General features: G+C 69.9%; 18 protein-coding genes. 4 read left to right on the forward strand and 14 right to left on the reverse strand.

The genetic code is table 11. The annotated features are described in order from the left end of the window. Positions 1-15: 15 nt before the first annotated feature. The gene (locus ACSFA5_RS05885) at positions 16-810 is read left to right on the forward strand and encodes a hypothetical protein (protein ID WP_435443100.1); all 795 of its coding nucleotides are present in this window, start codon (positions 16-18) and stop codon (positions 808-810) included. Positions 811-831: 21 nt separating this feature from the next. After that, complete coding sequence (locus tag ACSFA5_RS05890) at positions 832-2,370, forward strand: M81 family metallopeptidase (protein WP_435443101.1); 1,539 nt, start codon at positions 832-834, stop codon at positions 2,368-2,370. Positions 2,371-2,449: 79 nt separating this feature from the next. Here the strand turns inward: ACSFA5_RS05890 and ACSFA5_RS05895 are convergent, their stop codons facing one another. Continuing rightward, a complete protein-coding gene (locus ACSFA5_RS05895; protein ID WP_435443102.1) occupies positions 2,450-3,703 on the reverse strand; it encodes a CynX/NimT family MFS transporter in 1,254 nt (417 codons plus the stop codon). Then, positions 3,700-4,380: a FadR/GntR family transcriptional regulator gene (locus ACSFA5_RS05900; protein ID WP_435443103.1), complete on the reverse strand. Its 681-nt coding sequence runs from the start codon at positions 4,378-4,380 to the stop codon at positions 3,700-3,702. The genes ACSFA5_RS05895 and ACSFA5_RS05900 overlap by 4 nt, the downstream gene beginning before the upstream one ends. Positions 4,381-4,686: 306 nt before the next feature. On the opposite strand from ACSFA5_RS05900, the gene ACSFA5_RS05905 reads away from it, so the two are divergent. Next, positions 4,687-5,580 carry a LysR family transcriptional regulator gene (locus ACSFA5_RS05905; protein ID WP_435443104.1) on the forward strand — a complete coding sequence of 298 codons (894 nt, stop codon included), beginning with the start codon at positions 4,687-4,689 and terminating at the stop codon, positions 5,578-5,580. 18 nt (positions 5,581-5,598) lie between these two features. On the opposite strand, the gene ACSFA5_RS05910 is transcribed toward ACSFA5_RS05905, so the two are convergent. Both ACSFA5_RS05910 and pbpC read right to left on the reverse strand, forming a co-directional pair. Then, positions 5,599-7,044 carry a TPM domain-containing protein gene (locus ACSFA5_RS05910; protein WP_435443105.1) on the reverse strand — a complete coding sequence of 482 codons (1,446 nt, stop codon included), beginning with the start codon at positions 7,042-7,044 and terminating at the stop codon, positions 5,599-5,601. Between the two features lie 34 nt (positions 7,045-7,078). Continuing rightward, positions 7,079-9,346, reverse strand: a complete 2,268-nt coding sequence (pbpC, locus tag ACSFA5_RS05915) for a penicillin-binding protein 1C (protein ID WP_435443106.1) — start codon at positions 9,344-9,346, stop codon at positions 7,079-7,081. A 267-nt stretch (positions 9,347-9,613) separates the two neighbouring features. Between pbpC and ACSFA5_RS05920 the strand changes: the two genes are divergently transcribed. Beyond that, a complete protein-coding gene (locus ACSFA5_RS05920) occupies positions 9,614-9,820 on the forward strand; it encodes a thrombospondin type 3 repeat-containing protein (protein WP_435443107.1) in 207 nt (68 codons plus the stop codon). A 177-nt stretch (positions 9,821-9,997) separates the two neighbouring features. Here the strand turns inward: ACSFA5_RS05920 and ACSFA5_RS05925 are convergent, their stop codons facing one another. The 10 genes from ACSFA5_RS05925 to ACSFA5_RS05970 form a co-directional block, all read right to left on the reverse strand. Further along, complete coding sequence (locus tag ACSFA5_RS05925; RefSeq protein WP_435443108.1) at positions 9,998-10,276, reverse strand: DUF2277 domain-containing protein; 279 nt, start codon at positions 10,274-10,276, stop codon at positions 9,998-10,000. 52 nt (positions 10,277-10,328) lie between these two features. After that, a complete protein-coding gene (locus tag ACSFA5_RS05930) occupies positions 10,329-10,928 on the reverse strand; it encodes a GNAT family N-acetyltransferase (protein ID WP_435443109.1) in 600 nt (199 codons plus the stop codon). A 63-nt stretch (positions 10,929-10,991) separates the two neighbouring features. Further along, entirely contained in the window at positions 10,992-12,338 is a 1,347-nt protein-coding gene (locus ACSFA5_RS05935; protein WP_435443110.1) for an amidase, read from the reverse strand. After that, a complete protein-coding gene (locus tag ACSFA5_RS05940; protein ID WP_435444065.1) occupies positions 12,338-13,054 on the reverse strand; it encodes a DUF2848 domain-containing protein in 717 nt (238 codons plus the stop codon). The genes ACSFA5_RS05935 and ACSFA5_RS05940 overlap by 1 nt, the downstream gene beginning before the upstream one ends. A gap of 7 nt (positions 13,055-13,061) precedes the next feature. Next, positions 13,062-14,405, reverse strand: coding sequence for an MFS transporter (locus ACSFA5_RS05945; protein WP_435443111.1), 1,344 nt, complete (start codon positions 14,403-14,405; stop codon positions 13,062-13,064). 55 nt (positions 14,406-14,460) lie between these two features. Further along, the gene (locus ACSFA5_RS05950; protein ID WP_435443112.1) at positions 14,461-15,150 is read right to left on the reverse strand and encodes a hypothetical protein; all 690 of its coding nucleotides are present in this window, start codon (positions 15,148-15,150) and stop codon (positions 14,461-14,463) included. 144 nt (positions 15,151-15,294) lie between these two features. After that, positions 15,295-16,212 (reverse strand): LysR family transcriptional regulator, encoded by a 918-nt coding sequence (locus ACSFA5_RS05955; RefSeq protein WP_435443113.1) that lies wholly within the window; start codon positions 16,210-16,212, stop codon positions 15,295-15,297. Between the two features lie 105 nt (positions 16,213-16,317). Beyond that, positions 16,318-16,686, reverse strand: coding sequence for a SnoaL-like domain-containing protein (locus tag ACSFA5_RS05960; RefSeq protein WP_435443114.1), 369 nt, complete (start codon positions 16,684-16,686; stop codon positions 16,318-16,320). 80 nt (positions 16,687-16,766) lie between these two features. Continuing rightward, the gene (locus ACSFA5_RS05965) at positions 16,767-16,991 is read right to left on the reverse strand and encodes a hypothetical protein (protein ID WP_435443115.1); all 225 of its coding nucleotides are present in this window, start codon (positions 16,989-16,991) and stop codon (positions 16,767-16,769) included. 50 nt (positions 16,992-17,041) lie between these two features. Next, the gene (locus ACSFA5_RS05970; RefSeq protein ID WP_435443116.1) at positions 17,042-17,440 is read right to left on the reverse strand and encodes a VOC family protein; all 399 of its coding nucleotides are present in this window, start codon (positions 17,438-17,440) and stop codon (positions 17,042-17,044) included. Positions 17,441-17,450: the final 10 nt, after the last annotated feature.

Consider the following 17,450-nt stretch of genomic DNA (forward strand, 5'->3'; position numbering starts at 1 on the left):
CTACCATTCGGCTCCATGAAAAAGCTGCTCGCCGCCGGTCTCCTCGTATCGCTGTTCGCCGTGCCCGTGTTCGCCGCGCCGTCGGCCCAGGTGTTCGACGCGGTGAAGAAGCCCGAGGCGCTCGACCTGCAATGGCGCACCCGCCTGTGCGCCTTGCTGCCGCAGCCCTGCGACGTGCAGCAGCTCGGCCTGTACCGCCCGCGCGGCGCCACGCCGGCCGACTACGTGGTGCTCTCGGCAGAGCCTCTGGCCATGGCGCGCGTGAAGCGCACCACCGACGCGAAGGGCTGGCAGCTCGACCGGCTGCATGACTTCTCGGGCTACGCGAGCTCCCTCAAGAAAGAAGACAGCGGCACCGCGAGCGACACGGGCGACAAGCGCGACATGCGCCTGTCGCTCGCGCCCGCGCTCTACCCGCTGGCCGAAGGCAGGTGGGCCGTGGCCGTGCTGCAGACCGTGTCGGAGATGTACTCGGGCGGCGGCGCCTCGTTCGACACCGCCGACTTCGTGCCGCTCGAAGGCGGCAAGGCCTTGCATGAAGCCATTCCCTTCTCTTGCTTCAAGATGATCCGCGCCTGCTTCAGCGAGAAGGACTACAAGACCTCCAAGCACTGCCACGACGAAAGCAACGGCAGCCTGCGCATCGTGTACGGCGAGGCCGCGAAACCCGGCGCGCCCTACGGCTGGCAGTACACGTGGCTGCAAAGCGAGTGGCCGCAGAACGAGCCGCAGCGCGCCGCCACCACCACGCGCATCCGCTTCACCGCGAAGACCACCGAGCGCGCGGACTTCTGCGGCGGACCGCAGTAGGCACCGAAGAATTCTCCCAAGATGCTGATCGCCGACGAGGCCCACGACAAGGAATCCATGAAAGTCTTCATCGCCGGTTTCCAGCACGAGACCAACACCTTCGCGCCCAGCAAGGCCGACTGGGCCGCGTTCAACGCGGGCTCCAGCTTTCCGCCGTACCGGCGCGGCGCGGTCATCGTCGAGGCCTATGCGGGGCGCAACATTCCGGTCGGCGGCTTCATCGACGCGGCGCGCGAGAAGGGCTGGTCGGTGGTGCCTTCCGCATGGGCCGGCGCCACGCCTTCGGCGCACGTGACCGAAGACGCCTTCGAGCGCATCTCCGGCGCCATCACCGAAGACCTGGCCGCGGCGCTGGCCGACGGCGGCATCGACGCGGTGTACCTCGACCTGCACGGCGCGGCCGTGACCGAGCACCTCGAAGACCCCGAAGGCGAACTGATTGCGCGCATCCGCACGCTGGTGGGCCCCGACGTACCCATCGTCGCGAGCCTGGACCTGCACGGCAACATCACCGCTCAGATGCTGGCCGAGGCCGATGCGCTGGCCGCCTACCGCACCTACCCGCACATCGACATGGCCGACACCGGCCGCCTGGCCGCGACGCTGCTGGAGCGCCGCATGGCGCGCGGTTCGCGCGAGCCGCTGCATGCGCGTCGCTTCAGTTTCCTGCTGCCGCTGAACGTGCAGTCGACCATGATCGAGCCGGCCGCCTCGGTGTACGCGCTGCTGAAGGAGCTCGACGTGCGGCACGACGCGGTGCTGAGCTTTGCCACCGGCTTCCCGGCCGCCGACATCGCCGAATGCGGACCGGTGGTGTGGGGCTACGGCGACGACGCCGGTGCGGCCGTGGCCGCGCTGTACGAGCGCATCGACCAGCCGCGCTCGCAATGGCGCCTCGACGTGCTGGAGCCTCGCGTGGCCGTGGCGCGCGCGCTCGAACTGGCCGAGGGCGCGCGCCAGCCGGTGGTCATCGCCGACACGCAGGACAACCCCGGCGCGGGCGCCGACAGCAACACCACTGGCATGCTGCATGCGCTGCTGGCCGAAGGCGCGGGCAAGCGCTACCCGGGCCAGGTCGCACTCGGCCTGATGTTCGACCCGGCGGCCGCGGCCGCGGCGCACGAGGCCGGCGTGGGCGCGCAGATTCGCATTGCGCTCGGCACCTCGGTGCCCACCTGGGGCGGCCAGTTCAGCGATGTGCCGGTCGAAGGCCTGTTCACCGTGACCGCGCTCAGCGACGGCCAGGTGCAGGGCAAGGGGCCGATGTCGCGCGGCGGCACGGTGTCGCTGGGCCTGAGCGCCTGCCTGGAGATCGAGGGCGTGCGCATTGCCGTGGCCAGCGGCAAGAGCCAGATGCTCGACCGCGAGTTCTTCCGCTACGTGGGCATCGAGCCCGAGGCGATGAAGGTGCTGGTCAACAAGAGCTCGGTGCACTTTCGCGCCGACTTCGCGCCCATCGCCAGCACCATCCTCGTGGCCAAGGCGCCGGGCCCGATGGCCGCCGACCCGGCCGACCTGCCATGGACGCGGCTGCCGGCCGCGATGGCGCTGCAGCCTTGAACCCACCGTTTTCCCTTGCAACCTGCCGGTCGGCGCGGCCTGCCGGGCGCTGCTGGCCGAAACGTACCTGCAGCAGCTTCTATCGGCGGGGCACGGTCGTCGTGCCCACGTGCATCGTGCGGCCGGCGCCCAGGCCTGCGACGACGAGCGCGATGCCCAGGCCGACGAACAGCCACGACGAGGCGCGAAAGCTCCCCGTCCAGCCGTGCAGCAGCCCGGCCAGCAGCGGGCCGAAGGCCGCCACCATGTAGCCCACGCCCTGCGCCATGCCCGAGAGGTGCGCGGCCACGTGCGAGTCGGGCGAGCGCAGCACGATCATGGTGAGCGCCAGCGCAAAGGTGCCGCCCTGCGCGATGCCCAGCAGCACGGCCCAGGCCCACACGCCGCCGAGCGGCGCGAACAGCATCGCGAGCATGGCCGCCACCGTGAGCATGGCCAGCACCACCGACAGGCCGCGCTGGTTGCGCAGCCTCACGGCCAGCGCCGGCACCACGAGGCAGGTGACGACCTGCGTCATGACCGACAGCGACACCACGTAGCCCGCGGTCTCGCTGCCCAGCCCCCGCTCGCGCAATATCGGCGCGAGCCAGCCCATCACGATGTAGGCGAGGGCGGACTGCAGGCCCATGAAGAAGGTGACCTGCCAGGCCAGCCGGTCGCGCCACAGGCCGCGCACCGTGAAGCCCGATTCGCTGGCCACCGGCTTGCGTGCCAGCGCCTGCGGCGCCCAGAGCAGCGTGACCAGCGCGGCCGGCAGCGCCCACACGGCCAGGGCCGTGGTCCAGCCGCCGTCCAGCGCATGCTCGATGGGCACCGTGAGCCCCGCCGCGCTGGCCGCGCCGCCGCACACGGCCATGGTGTACAGGCCCATCATCAGCGCGGCCTGCCTGGCGAAGTCGCGCTTCACCAGGCCCGACAGCAGCACGTTCGACACCGCGATGCCGCTGCCCGCGATGGCCGAGGCCAGGAACAGCAGCGGGATGTTGCCGGTGCCGCGCAGCAGCGTGCCCACCAGGATCAGCACCATGCACCCGAGCAGCGTGCGCTCGGTGCCGAAGCGCCGGCCCAGGCCCGGTGCCAGCGGCGCGAACACGCCCAGGCAGAGGATGGGCAGCGTGGTCAGCAGGCTCGCGGCGGTGGCCGAGAGGCCGGTGGCCTGGATGATCTCGGGCAACACCACCGACAGGCTGGCGAACACGGGGCGCAGGTTGAAGGCGATCAGCACCACGCTGGCGCCCAGCAGGATGCGGCGCGCCAGGCCCTGGGGGCCGTGTGCCGACGCGGCAGTGGAGGAGGGGGAGGACGGGGAGGAAGAAATCGTGGCCGAGGTCATGGCGTGCCCAGCGCCAGTGCGTTGATCATCGGCGCCATGAACGCGCGCACCGCCGCGGCCGCCACATCGGGGTCGCGGCTGGCAATGCCTTCGACGATGGCGCGGTGCGCGGCCTCGTCGGGCTCGGGCAGCACCGTGCCCATGGTGCTGGCGATGGTTTCCTTGATGTAGCCCGTGATGAAGCGGCAGGTCTCGGCCAGCGCCAGGTTGCCCGACACATCGACGATGGCCAGGTGAAAGGCCAGGTCACGCTCGATGAAAGCCGCGCCGTTGTCGTCCGCGCCGGGCACGCCGCGCTTGTCGAGCAGGGTGTGCAGGCGGCGCAGGTCGCGCGCGGTGTGGCGCACGGCGGCCAGCCGCGCGGCTTCCACCTCGAGCGCGCGGCGCACCTCGAACTGGTCGCGCAGGCTGGCCAGGCGCATCTTCTGCAGGCTGGAGGAGGGGTCGAAACCCGAGCGCACATAGGTGCCCGAGCCCTGGCGCACTTCGAGCAGCCCGCGCGAGACCAGCGTCTTGACCGCTTCGCGCACGGTGCCGCGGCTCACGCCCAGCAACTGCGCGAGCTGCGGCTCGATGGGAATGCGCGAGCCGACCGCCCAGCGCCCGGCGGAGATTTCTGCCCGGATGCTGTCGGCGGCGGTGTCTGCCAGGGAGGTGCGGGGTGCTTGGGCGAGCATCAAAAAGGCCTATTCATTCAATGATTGGACGAATTCTGCCGCCATTGCAAAGCCCGGACCCGCGGTGCGGTGGTGGCCGGTGCAGCGGCGCGACAGATCTGCAAACCTTTGTTCGCAGGAATGCACAAGCCGGTTTCAAACAAAAGTCATGAAAAAGTGAACTTTTCCCGGATTTGGGGAAACGTTCACCAATTGTTACTAATTATTGCCTGACTGGCTGAAAATGAAACTAAAGGTCACTTGCGAACCCGTGAGCGACTTCCCAATCACCCCCAACGCGGAAAAACGGCGCCCCCAGAAGTTGAAATGAAGGACTTTTCTTTGTCGGACGTGCGGCTCTTCACCAAGGCCGCCCAGCTTGGCGGACTGACGCCCGCGGCCGACGTTCTGAACGTGCCCAAGGCCTCCGCATCGCGCCAGTTGCAGCGGCTGGAAGCCACGGTGGGCCACCAGTTGCTGCACCGCGGCGCCGCCCGCTTCGGCCTGACCGACGAGGGCCGGGAGTTTCTGGTGGCGGCCCAGCATGTGCTGACGATCCTCGACGACGTGATGCTGAACCTGTCCGCGGGCGGAGGCGCCGTCACCGGCAGGCTGCGCATCGCCGTGCCGCACTACTACGGCCGCGAACTGCTGACCAGCCACCTGCCCGATTTCATGCGTGCCTACCCGCAACTCGACGTGAGGGTCGAAACCGGCAACGACCGCGCGGACCTGGTGCGCGACGAAGCCGACGTGGCCATCCGGCGCGGGCGCGAAGGCTGCGACGAATTGGTGGCGCGCCACCTGAAGAACGAGCCGCTGATGCTGTGCGCCGCGCCGTTGTACCTGGCGTCGCATGCCGCGCTCCAAAGCCTGGGCGACCTGGCCTCGCACGCCTTCCTGTCGGGCGAAGCCGAGGGCCGCAAGCGGGAAGTCCATCTCACGACGCTCGAGCGGACCCACCGGGTGCGCGTGGACAGCGTGTGCCAGTCGGACGACCTGGAGCTGACCCTGCAGCTGGCCTTGTCGGCCCGCGGCATTGCGCTGCTGCCGGTGTCGCTGGCGCAGCCGCAGGTCGACGCCGGCCTGCTGGTGCCGGTGCTGGCCTCGCTTGCGCTCAAGCCGCAGGAGATCAACCTGGTGTACCTGCCCGCGCGGCGCAACTCGCCCAAGATCAAGACCTTCGTCGATTACGTGCTGGGTGTGTTCCGGGCGTCATGACGCCCTGACGCCCCGCAACTACCAGCTTCCCGAGGCGCCGCCGCCGCTGCTGGAGCCGCCGCCGCCGGACGACGAGGACGAACTGGAAGAGGACGAAGAAGACGAAGAAGAGGACGACGAAGAAGAACTGCTGCTCCAGCCGCTGTCGTCGTCGCCGCCACTGCCACCGCTCCCGCCGCCGTACGGCAGAAAACCGAACAGCAGCGCGATGAAGGTCGCAAGCGCCGCGGGAATCCAGGTCTCGTCGGGCACCGCGCCCGGGCGTGTCACCCACACCATGAAGACGCAGATGCCGCCCACGACCAGCAGGCGCACCGTGAAGCCCGGCACGCTGCGCTGCCAGGTGTTGCGCATGCACACCACGATGACCGTGGCGAACAGGCACACGCCGGCGATGCCCATGGCCCACAGAAAGCCCCACCAGAAACGCTCCGCGCCGAGCGTGAACGCCAGGGCGACCAGCCCCGCGATCGCGAGCCCGATGCCGCCCACCACATAGCTCACCGTGCGCCAGCGCCCGCAGGCGTAGCCGATACCGCCGGCAACCAGGGCCGGCGTGGCCAGGAAGGCCGCCATCACCGGGCTGGCCAGCGCCACGGCGCCGCCCGCCGCACCGGCTCCCAACAAGGCCAGTGCCACGCGCCAGCTGCGCTTGCGCCGCGGTGCGTCGGGCGTGACCGACGCGACGGCTTCGGCCAGCAGCTCGGGGCGCCGGGCCTTGCCTTGCAGCTTGCCCTTGCGCTTGCGGGGTGCCTGTTGCACCGCCGCGCGGCCGCGTGCGTTGCCGGCCACCCCGCGGCCGTACCAGACGCCCACGCCCAGGCTCCACGCCAGCACGCCGAACAGCGCCCAGCCTTCGGGCGTCACATGGGCGCCCCGCGAGGCTGGCCGGGGCGCGCTGTCGGTTGTCACGTCGATCGGCACCTGCTCGCTCGTGTCGACGGGCGGCGTGAGCGTGCGCGGATCGATCAGCTGCGACAGTGCCCGCACCGCGGCCTGCACGCCGCCGGCGATGTCGCCGTTGCGAAAGCGCGGCGCCATTTCGCGGTCGATGATGCGGCCGGCCTGGATGTCGGTGACCGTGCCTTCCAGCCCGGTGCCCACCTCGATGCGCATCTTGCGGTCCTTCAGCGCCACCAGCAGCAGCACGCCGTCGTCCTCGTCCTTGCGCCCGAGCTTCCATTGCGCGAACACGCGGGTGGCGTACTGCTCGATGGTGTCTTCGCCCGTGGTCGGCACGATCAGCACCGCAAGCTGCGCCTGGGTGTGGGCCTCGAGGGTGGCGATGTCGCCGCGCAACGCGACGGCTTCGTCCGCCTTCAGCGTGTTCGTGAGGTCGACCACGCGCGATTGCATGGCGGGCACCGGCACCGGCCTGGCCTGCGCCGGCACGGCCCACGCCAGCAGCGCAAGGCACAGGGACAGCCACACCAGTGCCGTTGCCGGCCATCGACGAGCATTCATTCGCGCATCCCTCCCTTGTAGTGCCTTGTTCTTTTCAGCGCTGTGCGCTCTTCGTCACCACGCCCGCGCCGCGCACCTCGATGCGGCGCTGGTCGACCACCTTGCCGGCGGCGTCCACGAGCTCGATCACGTGCCGGCCCGGCCAGGGCAGCCACTGCGCGCTGTTGCCGCGCGCAAAGTGCTTGCCGTCGATGCGCCACTGCACGCCGCGCCCTTCGGACTCGAAGCGCACACGCTGGCGCAGCGGCGGAATGTCGGGGTCGACCGCGATGATGGTGCCGTCCGACGGCGCGGTGATGCGCGCGAAGCCGGCGTCTGCGGCCATGCCGGTGTCCAGCGCGAACAGCGGCTGCTCGGTGCCTTGCAGGAACCATTCGGCGCGCGCCGCTTCGAGCGGGGCGCCGTCGGCGCCGGGGCCGAACTCTACGCGCGCCTCGACCAGGCCGGGCGGCGGCACGGGCGCGCGGCTAGGTTCACGCGCGTGCAAAAAGCGCATCACCTCGGCCCACACCGGCGCGGCGCCGCTGGTGCCGCTCACGTCCCACATCGATTCGCCGCTGGCGTTGCCCACCCACACGCCCACCGTGTAGCGCTGCGACCAGCCCACGGCCCAGTTGTCGCGCATGTCCTTGCTGGTGCCGGTCTTCACGGCGGTCCAGAAGCGGGTGGACAGAATGCTGTCCAGCCCGAAGGTGCGCGTGCGCGCGTTCGGGTCGGAGAGGATGTCGCCGACGATGAAGGCGGCGCGTGCATCGAGCAGCGGCGGCGCGGCCGCTTTTGCCTTCTCGGCCGCTGCGCCCGTGCGCACCGTCATCGTGGTCGTGCCGTAGCGCCCGCCGTTGGCCAGCATGCGGTAGGCGTTGGTGAGCGACAGCAACGAGACCTCGGCGCTGCCCAGTGCGAGGCTGTAGCCGTAGTAGTCGCCGCTTTCGCGCAATGGCAGGCCGGCGGCGCGCAGTTCACGCGCGAACGATTCGGGCGACACCATCACCAGCGTGCGCACCGCCGGCACGTTGAGCGAGGCGGCCAGCGCTGTGCGCGCCGACACCGGGCCCTTGAAGCGACGGTCGTAGTTCTGCGGAATGTAGAGGCCGCTGGCCGTGCTGATCTGCGCCGACGAGTCCTCGATCAGCGAGGCCGCCGTGATGCGCCGCTCGGCAATGGCCTGCCCGTAGAGCAGCGGCTTGAGCGTGGAGCCCGGCTGGCGCAGCGCGGTCACGCCGTCGACCTCGGCGGCCTGGCTCAACGGGCCCGACGAGCCGACCCATGCGAGCACCTCGCCGGTGGCGTTGTCGAGCACCACGAGCGCGCCGTCTTCCACATGCCGTGCGCGCAGCTCGCGCAGGTGGCGCTGCAGCGTGTCGAGCGCAAAGCGTTGCAGCGGCGCGCGCAAGGTCGTCCTGACCCCGGCGTCCTTGTCCTTCTCCCTTCCCCTCTGGGAAGGGGGGGCCGGGGTGGGGACCGCCCCCGCATCCGCGTCGCGGATCTCCCGCAGCACCCGGCGCGCGGCATGCGGCGCAATGCCTTCATTCGCATCGAAGGCGCGCCGTTGCACCGCCGCGCTGGCGAACATGTCCAGCGCCTCGCAGTCGACCTTTTGCTGCGGCTCCATCACGCGCAGCACCTCGCAGGCGCGCTGCGCCACCACGGCGGGCTTGGCATTGGGCGCGCGCACCAGCGCCGACGCGACGGCCGCCTCGCGTGCATCGAGCCCGCTCGGCGCCTTGCCGAACAGCGTGCGCGAAAGCGCGTCGATGCCGACGATCTCGCCGCGGAACGGCACGGTGTTGAGGTAGGCCTCGAGGATCTGGTCCTTGCGCCAGTTGCGCTCCAGCTGCGCGGCGGCCACCGTCTGGCCGATCTTCTGCGTGAAGCTGCGCCCGCCCGAGTTGCGGCGCAGGTCGTCGTCGAGCAGGCCCGACAGCTGCATGGTGATGGTCGACGCGCCGCGTGTGCGCGTGTTCCACAGGTTGCCCCACGCGGCCGCGGACACGGCGCGCCAGTCGATGCCGCTGTGCTCGTAGAAGCGCCGGTCCTCGCTCAGCACCATGGCCGTGCGCAGCGCGGGCGACACGTCGGCCAATGCGGTCCACTGGCCGCGCCGCACGGTGGCGTCGGTGCGCACGCGTTGCAGCAGTTCGCCGTTGCGGTCGAGCACGGCGGTGTCGGACGAGCGGAAGTCGCGCTTCACGTCCTCGAAGCTCACGAACCCCGCCATGGCCCCGGCCGGGTGCATGCAGGCCGCGGCCAGCAGTGCCGAGGCGAGGGTCTTGCGGGTGGGAAGGAAGGGCGCGAGCTGCATCGGGAAAAGGTTCGTGTCCGGAAGTGGGGGCCGCCGACATTCTCTGCGATGCACCACGGGAACCGCGCCTACCTGGGGACGGGCCGAAGGCTGCCTCGTCGGGAGAAAACTTCACGCCAAAGTTCGCATCAGGCTGCACACACGGTAACGAACTTCACGCAAGGGCTTTCATCCCGAAACCCGAAGCGTACGGGCGTGGCCTTCAATGCAGATACCGACTCGCAGGAGGCGATGCCCGGTTCCACGAACACTCCAAGGAGAACTCACATGACGAAGACATTGGCGATCTTGCTGGCCGCATCGGCCTTCCTCGCGGGCTGCGTGGCCGTGCCCTACGACCGCCCACCGCCGCCGCGCGGAGGCTACGGCGACCGGGACCGCGATGGCGTGCCCAACCGTGCCGACCGCGACCGTGACGGAGACGGCGTGCCCAATCGCTACGACCGCGCCCCGAACAATCCGAACCGCAACTGATCACTGCGTTCGGATGCAAGGCCACGAAGCCCAGTGCTTCGTGGCTTTTTTGCTTTTTTTCGTCTGTTCGCGCGGCTGCTGTTCGGGGCGGGTGCACAGGCCGCAGGGTACTCCCCTGCGCGAATGTCCCCCGCTTCGCTCCTCCTTGATTTCAGCCCCGAACAGCACGGGGCAACATCAACCCACAGCATTGCCGAAGCGCACCGCATTGCGGGCCTTGGCGCGCTCGGCCTCGGTCTCGCGATCCCGAGGCTGCGCGGTGGTCACCAGCGATGCGAGCAACCGCGCGGCAGTGGCCGTCACCTCGTCGACCGCGCGCTCGAAGGCTTCTTCGTTGGCGCGCGAAGGCACGCTGAAACCGCTGAGCTTGCGCACGAACTGCAGCGCGGCCGCACGAACTTCCTGCTCGGTGGCAGGGGGCTCGAAGTTGTAGAGGGTCTTGATGCTGCGGCACATGGGCGCTCTCCGTTTCGACATGAAGCGCAATGCGTGCGCTGCACCGCCCAGTCTAGCGAAGCCGCTCCTGCAGCTGTTGCTTCACCTGCGGCCACTCGTCGTCGATGATGCTGAAGCGCACCGAGTTGCGCTTGCGCCCGTCCGGCATGATCCGCTCGTGCCGCACGATGCCCTCCTGCTTGGCGCCCAGCCGCAGGATCGCCGCGCGAGACTTCGCGTTGATCTCGTCGGTAGTGAACTGCACGCGCACGCACTGCAGTTCTTCGAACGCATGGCGCAGCATCAGGAACTTGGCCTCGGTGTTCACGAAAGTCTTTTGCCAGGACGCGCCGATCCATGTGCTGCCGATTTCCAGCTTGCGGTTGGTGCGGTCGATCTTCCAGAAGCGCGTGGAGCCGATGACCTGGCCCGTCTCGCGCACCACCGTGGCAAAGGGCATCACGGTGCCCGCGGCCTGGCCCGCGAGGGCGTTGCCGATCCAGGCATCGACGGTGTCGGCCGAGGGCACGACGGTGAACGGAAGGTTCCAGAGCTCGCCGTCCGCGGCGGCTTCGACGAGCGCCGCCGCGTCGGACGCGAGCAGCGGGCGCAGCACCAGCCGAGGGCCGGACAGTGAAGGTTGCGTCGGGGGATGCGGTTGCGTGAAGGGCATGAAGCGGAAGATAGCCGATGGCGGCATGGCGCCGCCACCGGATACCGCCGGCCCGCCCGTGCTTCAGGCGGGCCGCACCACCCGCTCGGCGGCCAGCGCCACGGCGGCCAGGCGCGCATCGTCGCCGCGCACCGAAGACAGCATCAGCCCCACCGGCAGTTCGCCCGGCGCATGGCACGGCAGGCTGAACGCGCAGCCGTCGAACAGGTTGATCGCGAAGGTGTTGCGCAGCAGCAGGCCGTTGGCCTTGAAGAAGGCCGCGTCCTCGGCCAGCGCCGCGATGGGCGGCGCCACGATCGGCACGGTCGGGCACACGAGCGCGTCGAAGCCTTCGATGGCGCGTTCGATGCGGCCGGTCCAGTCGCGGCGACGGTCCTGCATGGCGATGTAGTCGGCGGCGCGCACCTCGGTGCCCAGCGCGACGCGCGCGGCCACGCGGGCGTCGAAGCCGTCGCGCCTTGCAGCGAAACGCTCGCGGTGCACGGCCGAGGCCTCCACGGGCGAGAAGCCGCCGGGTGCGTTGACGGTCGCGATCTCCGCGAGTTCGGCCAGCGTGATGTCCACGATCTGCGCGCCCGCGGCCGACAGCGCCTGCAGCGCGCGGTCGAAGGCATGCGCCACGGCGGGCTCGATGTCGTCGAACATCAGCGTGCGCGGCACGGCCAGGCGCATGCCTTGCAGCGGTCGGCGGCGCACGGCGAGCGGTGCATCGGCAATCGCCGCGTCCGCTGTCAGGCAATCTTCCACCGAGCGCGCCATGGCGCAGACGGTGTCGAGCGAACGCGCCAGCTCGAAGGCGCCGGTGCGCGGCACCCGCGACTGCGTGCTCTTGAAGCCGACCAGGCCGCACAGCGCGGCCGGAATGCGGATGGAACCGCCCGTGTCCGAGCCCAGTCCAGCGACCGCCAGGCCCAGCGCCACCGACACGGCTGCGCCGGACGACGACCCGCCCGGAATGCGCGGCGTGGCCGCATCCGCCGGGTTGCGCGGCGTGCCGTAGTGCGGGTTGATGCCCACGCCCGAGAACGCGAACTCGGTCATGTTGGTCTTGCCGACGATGGCCGCGCCCCGGGTGCGCAGCCGGGCCACGGCCACGGCATCGTGCAGGGCCGCCGGTTCGCCCACGCACACGGCGGAGCCCGCCAGCGTGGTCTCGCCGGCCACGTCGTAGAGGTCTTTCACCGTCACGGGCAGGCCGGCCAGCGCGCCGAGTTCGATGCCGGCCTTGCGGGCCGCGTCGGCATGGCGCGCCGCGGCGCGGGCGCCGTCGGCGTAGAGCCGCGTGAACACGTGCTCGGCGGCGGGCAGCGCTGCCGCGTCCAGCACCCGGTCGATCAGCGCTTCATGCGAGAGCTCGCCGCGCGCGATGCGTGCGCGCAGGGCGGCGATGGTGAATTCGTCGCCGTTCATCACGCCACCACCGGCAGTGCCTGCACGGCGTAGCGATGCACGATGCGCCGCTGCAGCTTCGGGTCGTGCAGTTCGATTTCCATCTGCGTGGCGGGGCGGATGCCTTCGCCCTTGGCGTTGGGCAAGGCGCCCAGCGTGCCGCAGGTCATGAACAGGCCCTCGGGTGCGGCACCCACGCCGGGCATGCCGTCGCGCAGGGCGGCCAGCGGGCGGATCGATGCGAGCGTGCCGCGCTGGTAGTCGATCCAGCGGCCGTCTTCCAGGATGCGCGAGTGCAGTTCGATGCCGTCCTGGTGTGCCTGCACGTCGGCCCAGCGCCACGCCGTGTCGGCCACGGGCTTGGCGCACATCTGCTTGGACACGGCCACCGAGTAGCTCTCGACCTTGCGGTCGGTGTGGTCGGAGGCCACGCTCAGCCACCACTCGCCCTGCGAGAAGAAGAACACAGGCTCGGCCTCGCCGGAGCTCTGGTCGCCCAGCGCCTCGATGTCGGGCGACTGCGTCAGCAACTGGGCCGCCACGCGGTAGTACAGCGGCACGCTCGACGGGCGCGGCACGCCGATGGCCGCGAGTTCCTCGATGTGGTGCTCGATGGCCGCCACGTCGCGGCCGGTCCAGCCCGCCACCACCAGCGCGCGGGGTGCCACGGTGTGCAGGGCGGTGGAGCGCGTGCCGTCGGCGGCGAGGCGCTCGCACGCAAAGTTCAGTCGTTGCATGCTCATCTCAGGTCTCCAGCGGACGCTTGGCGGTTTCGCGGGCCACCACCAGGGCGATCAGCGTCAGGCTCAGTGCGGCCACCACGTACAGCGACACGGCCAGCGTGCTGCCCCACGACTTGAACAGGCTCGCGATGATCAGCGGCGCGAAGCCGCCGCCCACGATGCCGGCCAGCGTGTAGGCCAGCGAAGCCCCGGCGTAGCGCACGCGGCCGGGGAACTGCTCGGTGACGAAGGCGGCCTGCGGGCCGTACATCATGGCGTGGATCAGCAGGCCGACCACCACCGCCGCGCAGATGGCGACCGGGTGCGCGCTGTCCATCAGCACGAAGAACACGAAGGCCCACACCATGCCCAGCAGCGCGCCGGCAATGTAGACCGGGCGGCGCCCGACGCGGTCGGACAGGCTGCCGAACCACGGCACCGCAATGGCGTTGCAGGCCGCGCCGATCATCGTGGCGGTGAGCGCCAGCGGACGCGACAGGTGCAGCACCGTCGTCACGTAGGTCAGTGTGAACACCACGACCAGCGCGTACAGCACGTCGGAGCCGATGCGCGAGCCGCCGGCCACCAGCAGGCTGCGCCAGTGCTGCGTGAACACTTCCTTGATGGGCGTCTTGGCGGTGGCCTTCTTCTGTTCCATTTCGAGGAAAACCGGCGTCTCGTCCACGCCGCGGCGCAGCCACAGGCCGAACAGCACCAGCGCGACGCTGGAGATCAGCGGCAGGCGCCAGCCCCAGGCCTGGAATTCTTCCGGGCTCAGCCAGGCCGACACGATGGCGATGAAGCCGGTGCCGATCAGCGTGCCGCACGAAGGGCCGACCTGCGTGAACGAGGCGTTGCGTCCGCGCTCGTCGGGCTTGCCGTGTTCCATCGACAGCAGCACCGCACCGGCCCATTCGCCGCCGAGTGCCACGCCCTGCACGAAGCGCAGCGCCACCAGCGCCACGGGCGCCCAGATGCCCCATGTGGCGTAGGTGGGCAGCAGGCCCATCAGGCCGGTGGAGATGCCCATGATGACCAGCGTGGCCACCAGCACGAAGCGCCGCCCCAGCCGGTCGCCCAGGTGGCCGAACACCACGCCGCCCAGCGGTCGCGAGATGTAGCCGACCGCATAGGTCGAGAAGGCCAGGATGGTGCCGGTCAGCGGGTCGAACGACGGGAAGAACACCGCGTTGAAGACCAGCGCGGCCATGATGTTGTAGACCGTGAAGTCGTACCACTCGAGCGTGGTTCCGATGGAGCTGGCCATGGCCAGGCGGCCCATCTTCGGGGAGCCGGTCGTGCCTGGTGCGCCGGTTGCACCGGGTTTGGCTGCGGGGGCCGCAGCGGGAAGAACATGTTCGGTCATCGGAATACCTTTGTTCGGTGAAGTCGGAAGGACAAGGCGGAAAGGCAAAAAAAGATCAGCGCAGCTCGGCCGCGCCCAGCTTCCAGCCGAGCGCGAGCAGCCAGCCGGTGGCGGGGTCGGTGTCGAAGGCGGCGGCGGCCGTGGCGCGCGCGGTGCGCGCGGCGCCGGTGCTGCTGGCTTCGACCACCAGCATCGGCTGCAGCACGCGGCCTTCGGTGGCTTCGCGCGGCAGCGGCGTGCTCAGCGCGGTGTCGGGCACCAGCAGGTACGACTGCACGAAGCCTGCCTGCTCGGCCAGCGCCCGGCCCACGCGCGCGGCGTGGGCCGTGAGCGCTTCGGCATCGGCGGCCACGGGCAGCGGCAGCACGACCGCATGGCTGCCGCTGCCGAAGCCGGTGACGGCGCGCACGGCGCACACGCGGCGCATCGGCTGGCGCATGCGGTCGAGGTTGGCGATGGACCACGGCGTTTGCTTCTCGAACGCGGCGCGGTAGCCCGCCGAGCGGAACACCGCCAGCGATTCGGTGCGGTACAGGCCCAGGTACTTGCGCCCACCTTCGAGCGACGAGTAGCGCGCGCCCGACAAGAAGCCCGGAATGCGCACGCGCTCTTCCACGTGTTCCCGGTCGTACCAGCGGTTGAAGTCGGCGTCGTCGGCGGCGTCGACGTCGGAGGCGACGAACAGCAGGCCGTTGACGGCTGCGGCGTCGGTGTCAGGAAGAGCAGAAGAAGCGAGGGTGGTCATGGCGACGGAAGAGCGGGCGGGCCTTCGAAAATTGAAGGCGCGATCTTCCGTCGCAGGGTGCCGCTGTCACAAACGAGTTTTTGTGGGCCACTGGCACAAGAATTACTGGCCCCTTCGTGGGGCGGAAATGCACGATTTCGAGGGTTAACCCTCTGAAGTGCCGTTCCAGGTTGGTGCGATTGCCGAGGCCGTGAACTGGTCCGACGCCCGGCAGGCCAGCTCGGCCACGAGGCGGATGGCGTCGGAGTCGGCCGCCTCCAGATGGCTCACCACCAGCCGCTGCGGCGAGATGAGCGCATCGCATTCGATGATGCGCACATCGCCGCTGGCCACGTATTCATACACCGGCGGCAGCGGCACCAGCGCATTGCCGAAGCCCGACTTCACCAGCCGCGCCAGCGCGGAGATGGAGCTCACGCAGTGCACCTTGCCCAGCGGAATGCCCACCGCGCGGTACAGGTTCTTCAACGCCTCGTGCGGCTGCGAGCCGGGGCTCATGGTCAGCACGGGCTGGCGCAGCAGCTGGTCGACCATCTGCGTCGCCTCGGCGCCTGGCGGGCCGACCCAGCCCATGGGCATCGGCAGGCACGGCGTGCTCACGATGCCCGCGCCGGCGATGTGGTCGGTCTGCAGCGCGATGTCCAGCGCCCCTTCGCGCAGGCCGCGGTGCAGGGCCAGCGTGGTCTCGGAGGTCAGTTGCACCTCGATGCCGGGGTAGGTGGAGCGCAGGTTGGTCAGAAAACCCAGCAGCCAGGTGTGCACCACCGTCTCGATGGCACCGATGCGCACCAGCCCGAGCAGGTCGTCGCGCGGACGGCCGAGCGAAACGATTTCGCGGCGCAGTTCGAGCAGGCGCTCGCCGTAGTCCATGAGCCGCACGCCCACCGGCGTGAGCCGCAGCTCGCGCGCGTCGCGCTCGAACAGGCGCGCGCCGATGTCTTCTTCGAGCGAGGCGACGCGGTTGGACACCGCCGCCTGCGTGATGTGGAGCCGGTCGCTGGCCGCGCGGAAGCTGCCCAGCCTGGCGGCCCAGAGGAAGGCTTCGACAAATCGTGTGTTCATGAGGGCACCTGCGGGGCATTTTGCGGGGGGTCGTGCCGGGGAGTGTGCCGTGCGAGGTGTGCCGGCACCCGCGGTTGCCGCAACCGCCGCCGCACGCGCCGGACTTCAGCCGCCCATCGAATAGAAGAACTCTTCGCGCACGATGGCCCCGTCCTTCACCGTGTAGAGCCCGGCTTCTTCCATCGTGAAGCGCTGGCCCGTGGGCTTCATGGTCACGTCGAATTCGAAGGCGACGATGAAGCGGTCGTCGTGCGGCCACGGGCCGGTGATCTTGGCCGAGTGCACCTCGTGGTTGTCGCTCCACCACTTGCCCTTGGCCTCGATGGCCGCCAGGCCGACCGCCTCGCGCTGGCCGCCGGGCGGCGCGCCCGCCTCGACGCTCACGGCATCGTCGGCGTAGAGCGCTCTCGCGTCCTGGAACTTTCCTTGCCGGCACAGCGCGACGAGCTGGTTCGCAATTTCCATCGTGGTCATGGCTTTCTCCTGAAGAAGAGGGGAGGGCAGTTTAGGCCGATGCGTGCGCCGCAGGGCGTTCGGCACTGCCTGCGGCGCGGTCAGCCGTAGAGAAAGCCGACAACCAGAAAGTAGATGACCAGGAGGACGCCGAGGATGCCTTTCACGTTCTTCATGGCGAGGCTGGCGTAGTTCGCGATGGCGTCGTGAGTGAGCCGCGATTGCAGCGCATGTTCCCGGGGCAGGATCGCACGCAGCAGATAGCCGCCGAAGACCACCACGGCAGCCAGGGGAAGCAAAAAAAGCAGGGGCAGCAGGTAGGCCATTGCGGGGCTCCATGTGGAGAGGTTGCCGGCGAAGAAGATGCGGTTGCAAGTCATGCGTCGCTCGGCTGGATCAGGTCCCACCGGTTGCCGCAGAGGTCCAGGAAGACTGCCACCGTGCCATGCGGCTCGTGGCGCGGCTCTTCGAGAAAGCGCACGCCGTGCGACACCATGTGGTCATGGTCGCCAGCGAAGTCCGAGGTGTGGAGGAACAGGAAAACCCGGCCGCCGGCCTGCTTGCCGATGCCGGCCTCCTGCTCGTCGGTCACGGCCTTGGCCAGCAGCAGCGCGGCGCCCGCGCCGTGCGCGGGCGCGACCACCACCCAGCGCTTGCCCGGTCCGCGCGGCGTGTCTTCGACCAGCGCGAAGCGCAGTGCCTCGGTGAAGAAGCGGATGGCTTCGTCGTAGTCGCGCACCAGCAGGGTGACGGTGGCCAGCCGGCGGGTCGTCATGGGGCGGGTG

The organism is Variovorax monticola (assembly GCF_051216855.1).
GTDB lineage: Bacteria > Pseudomonadota > Gammaproteobacteria > Burkholderiales > Burkholderiaceae_C > Variovorax.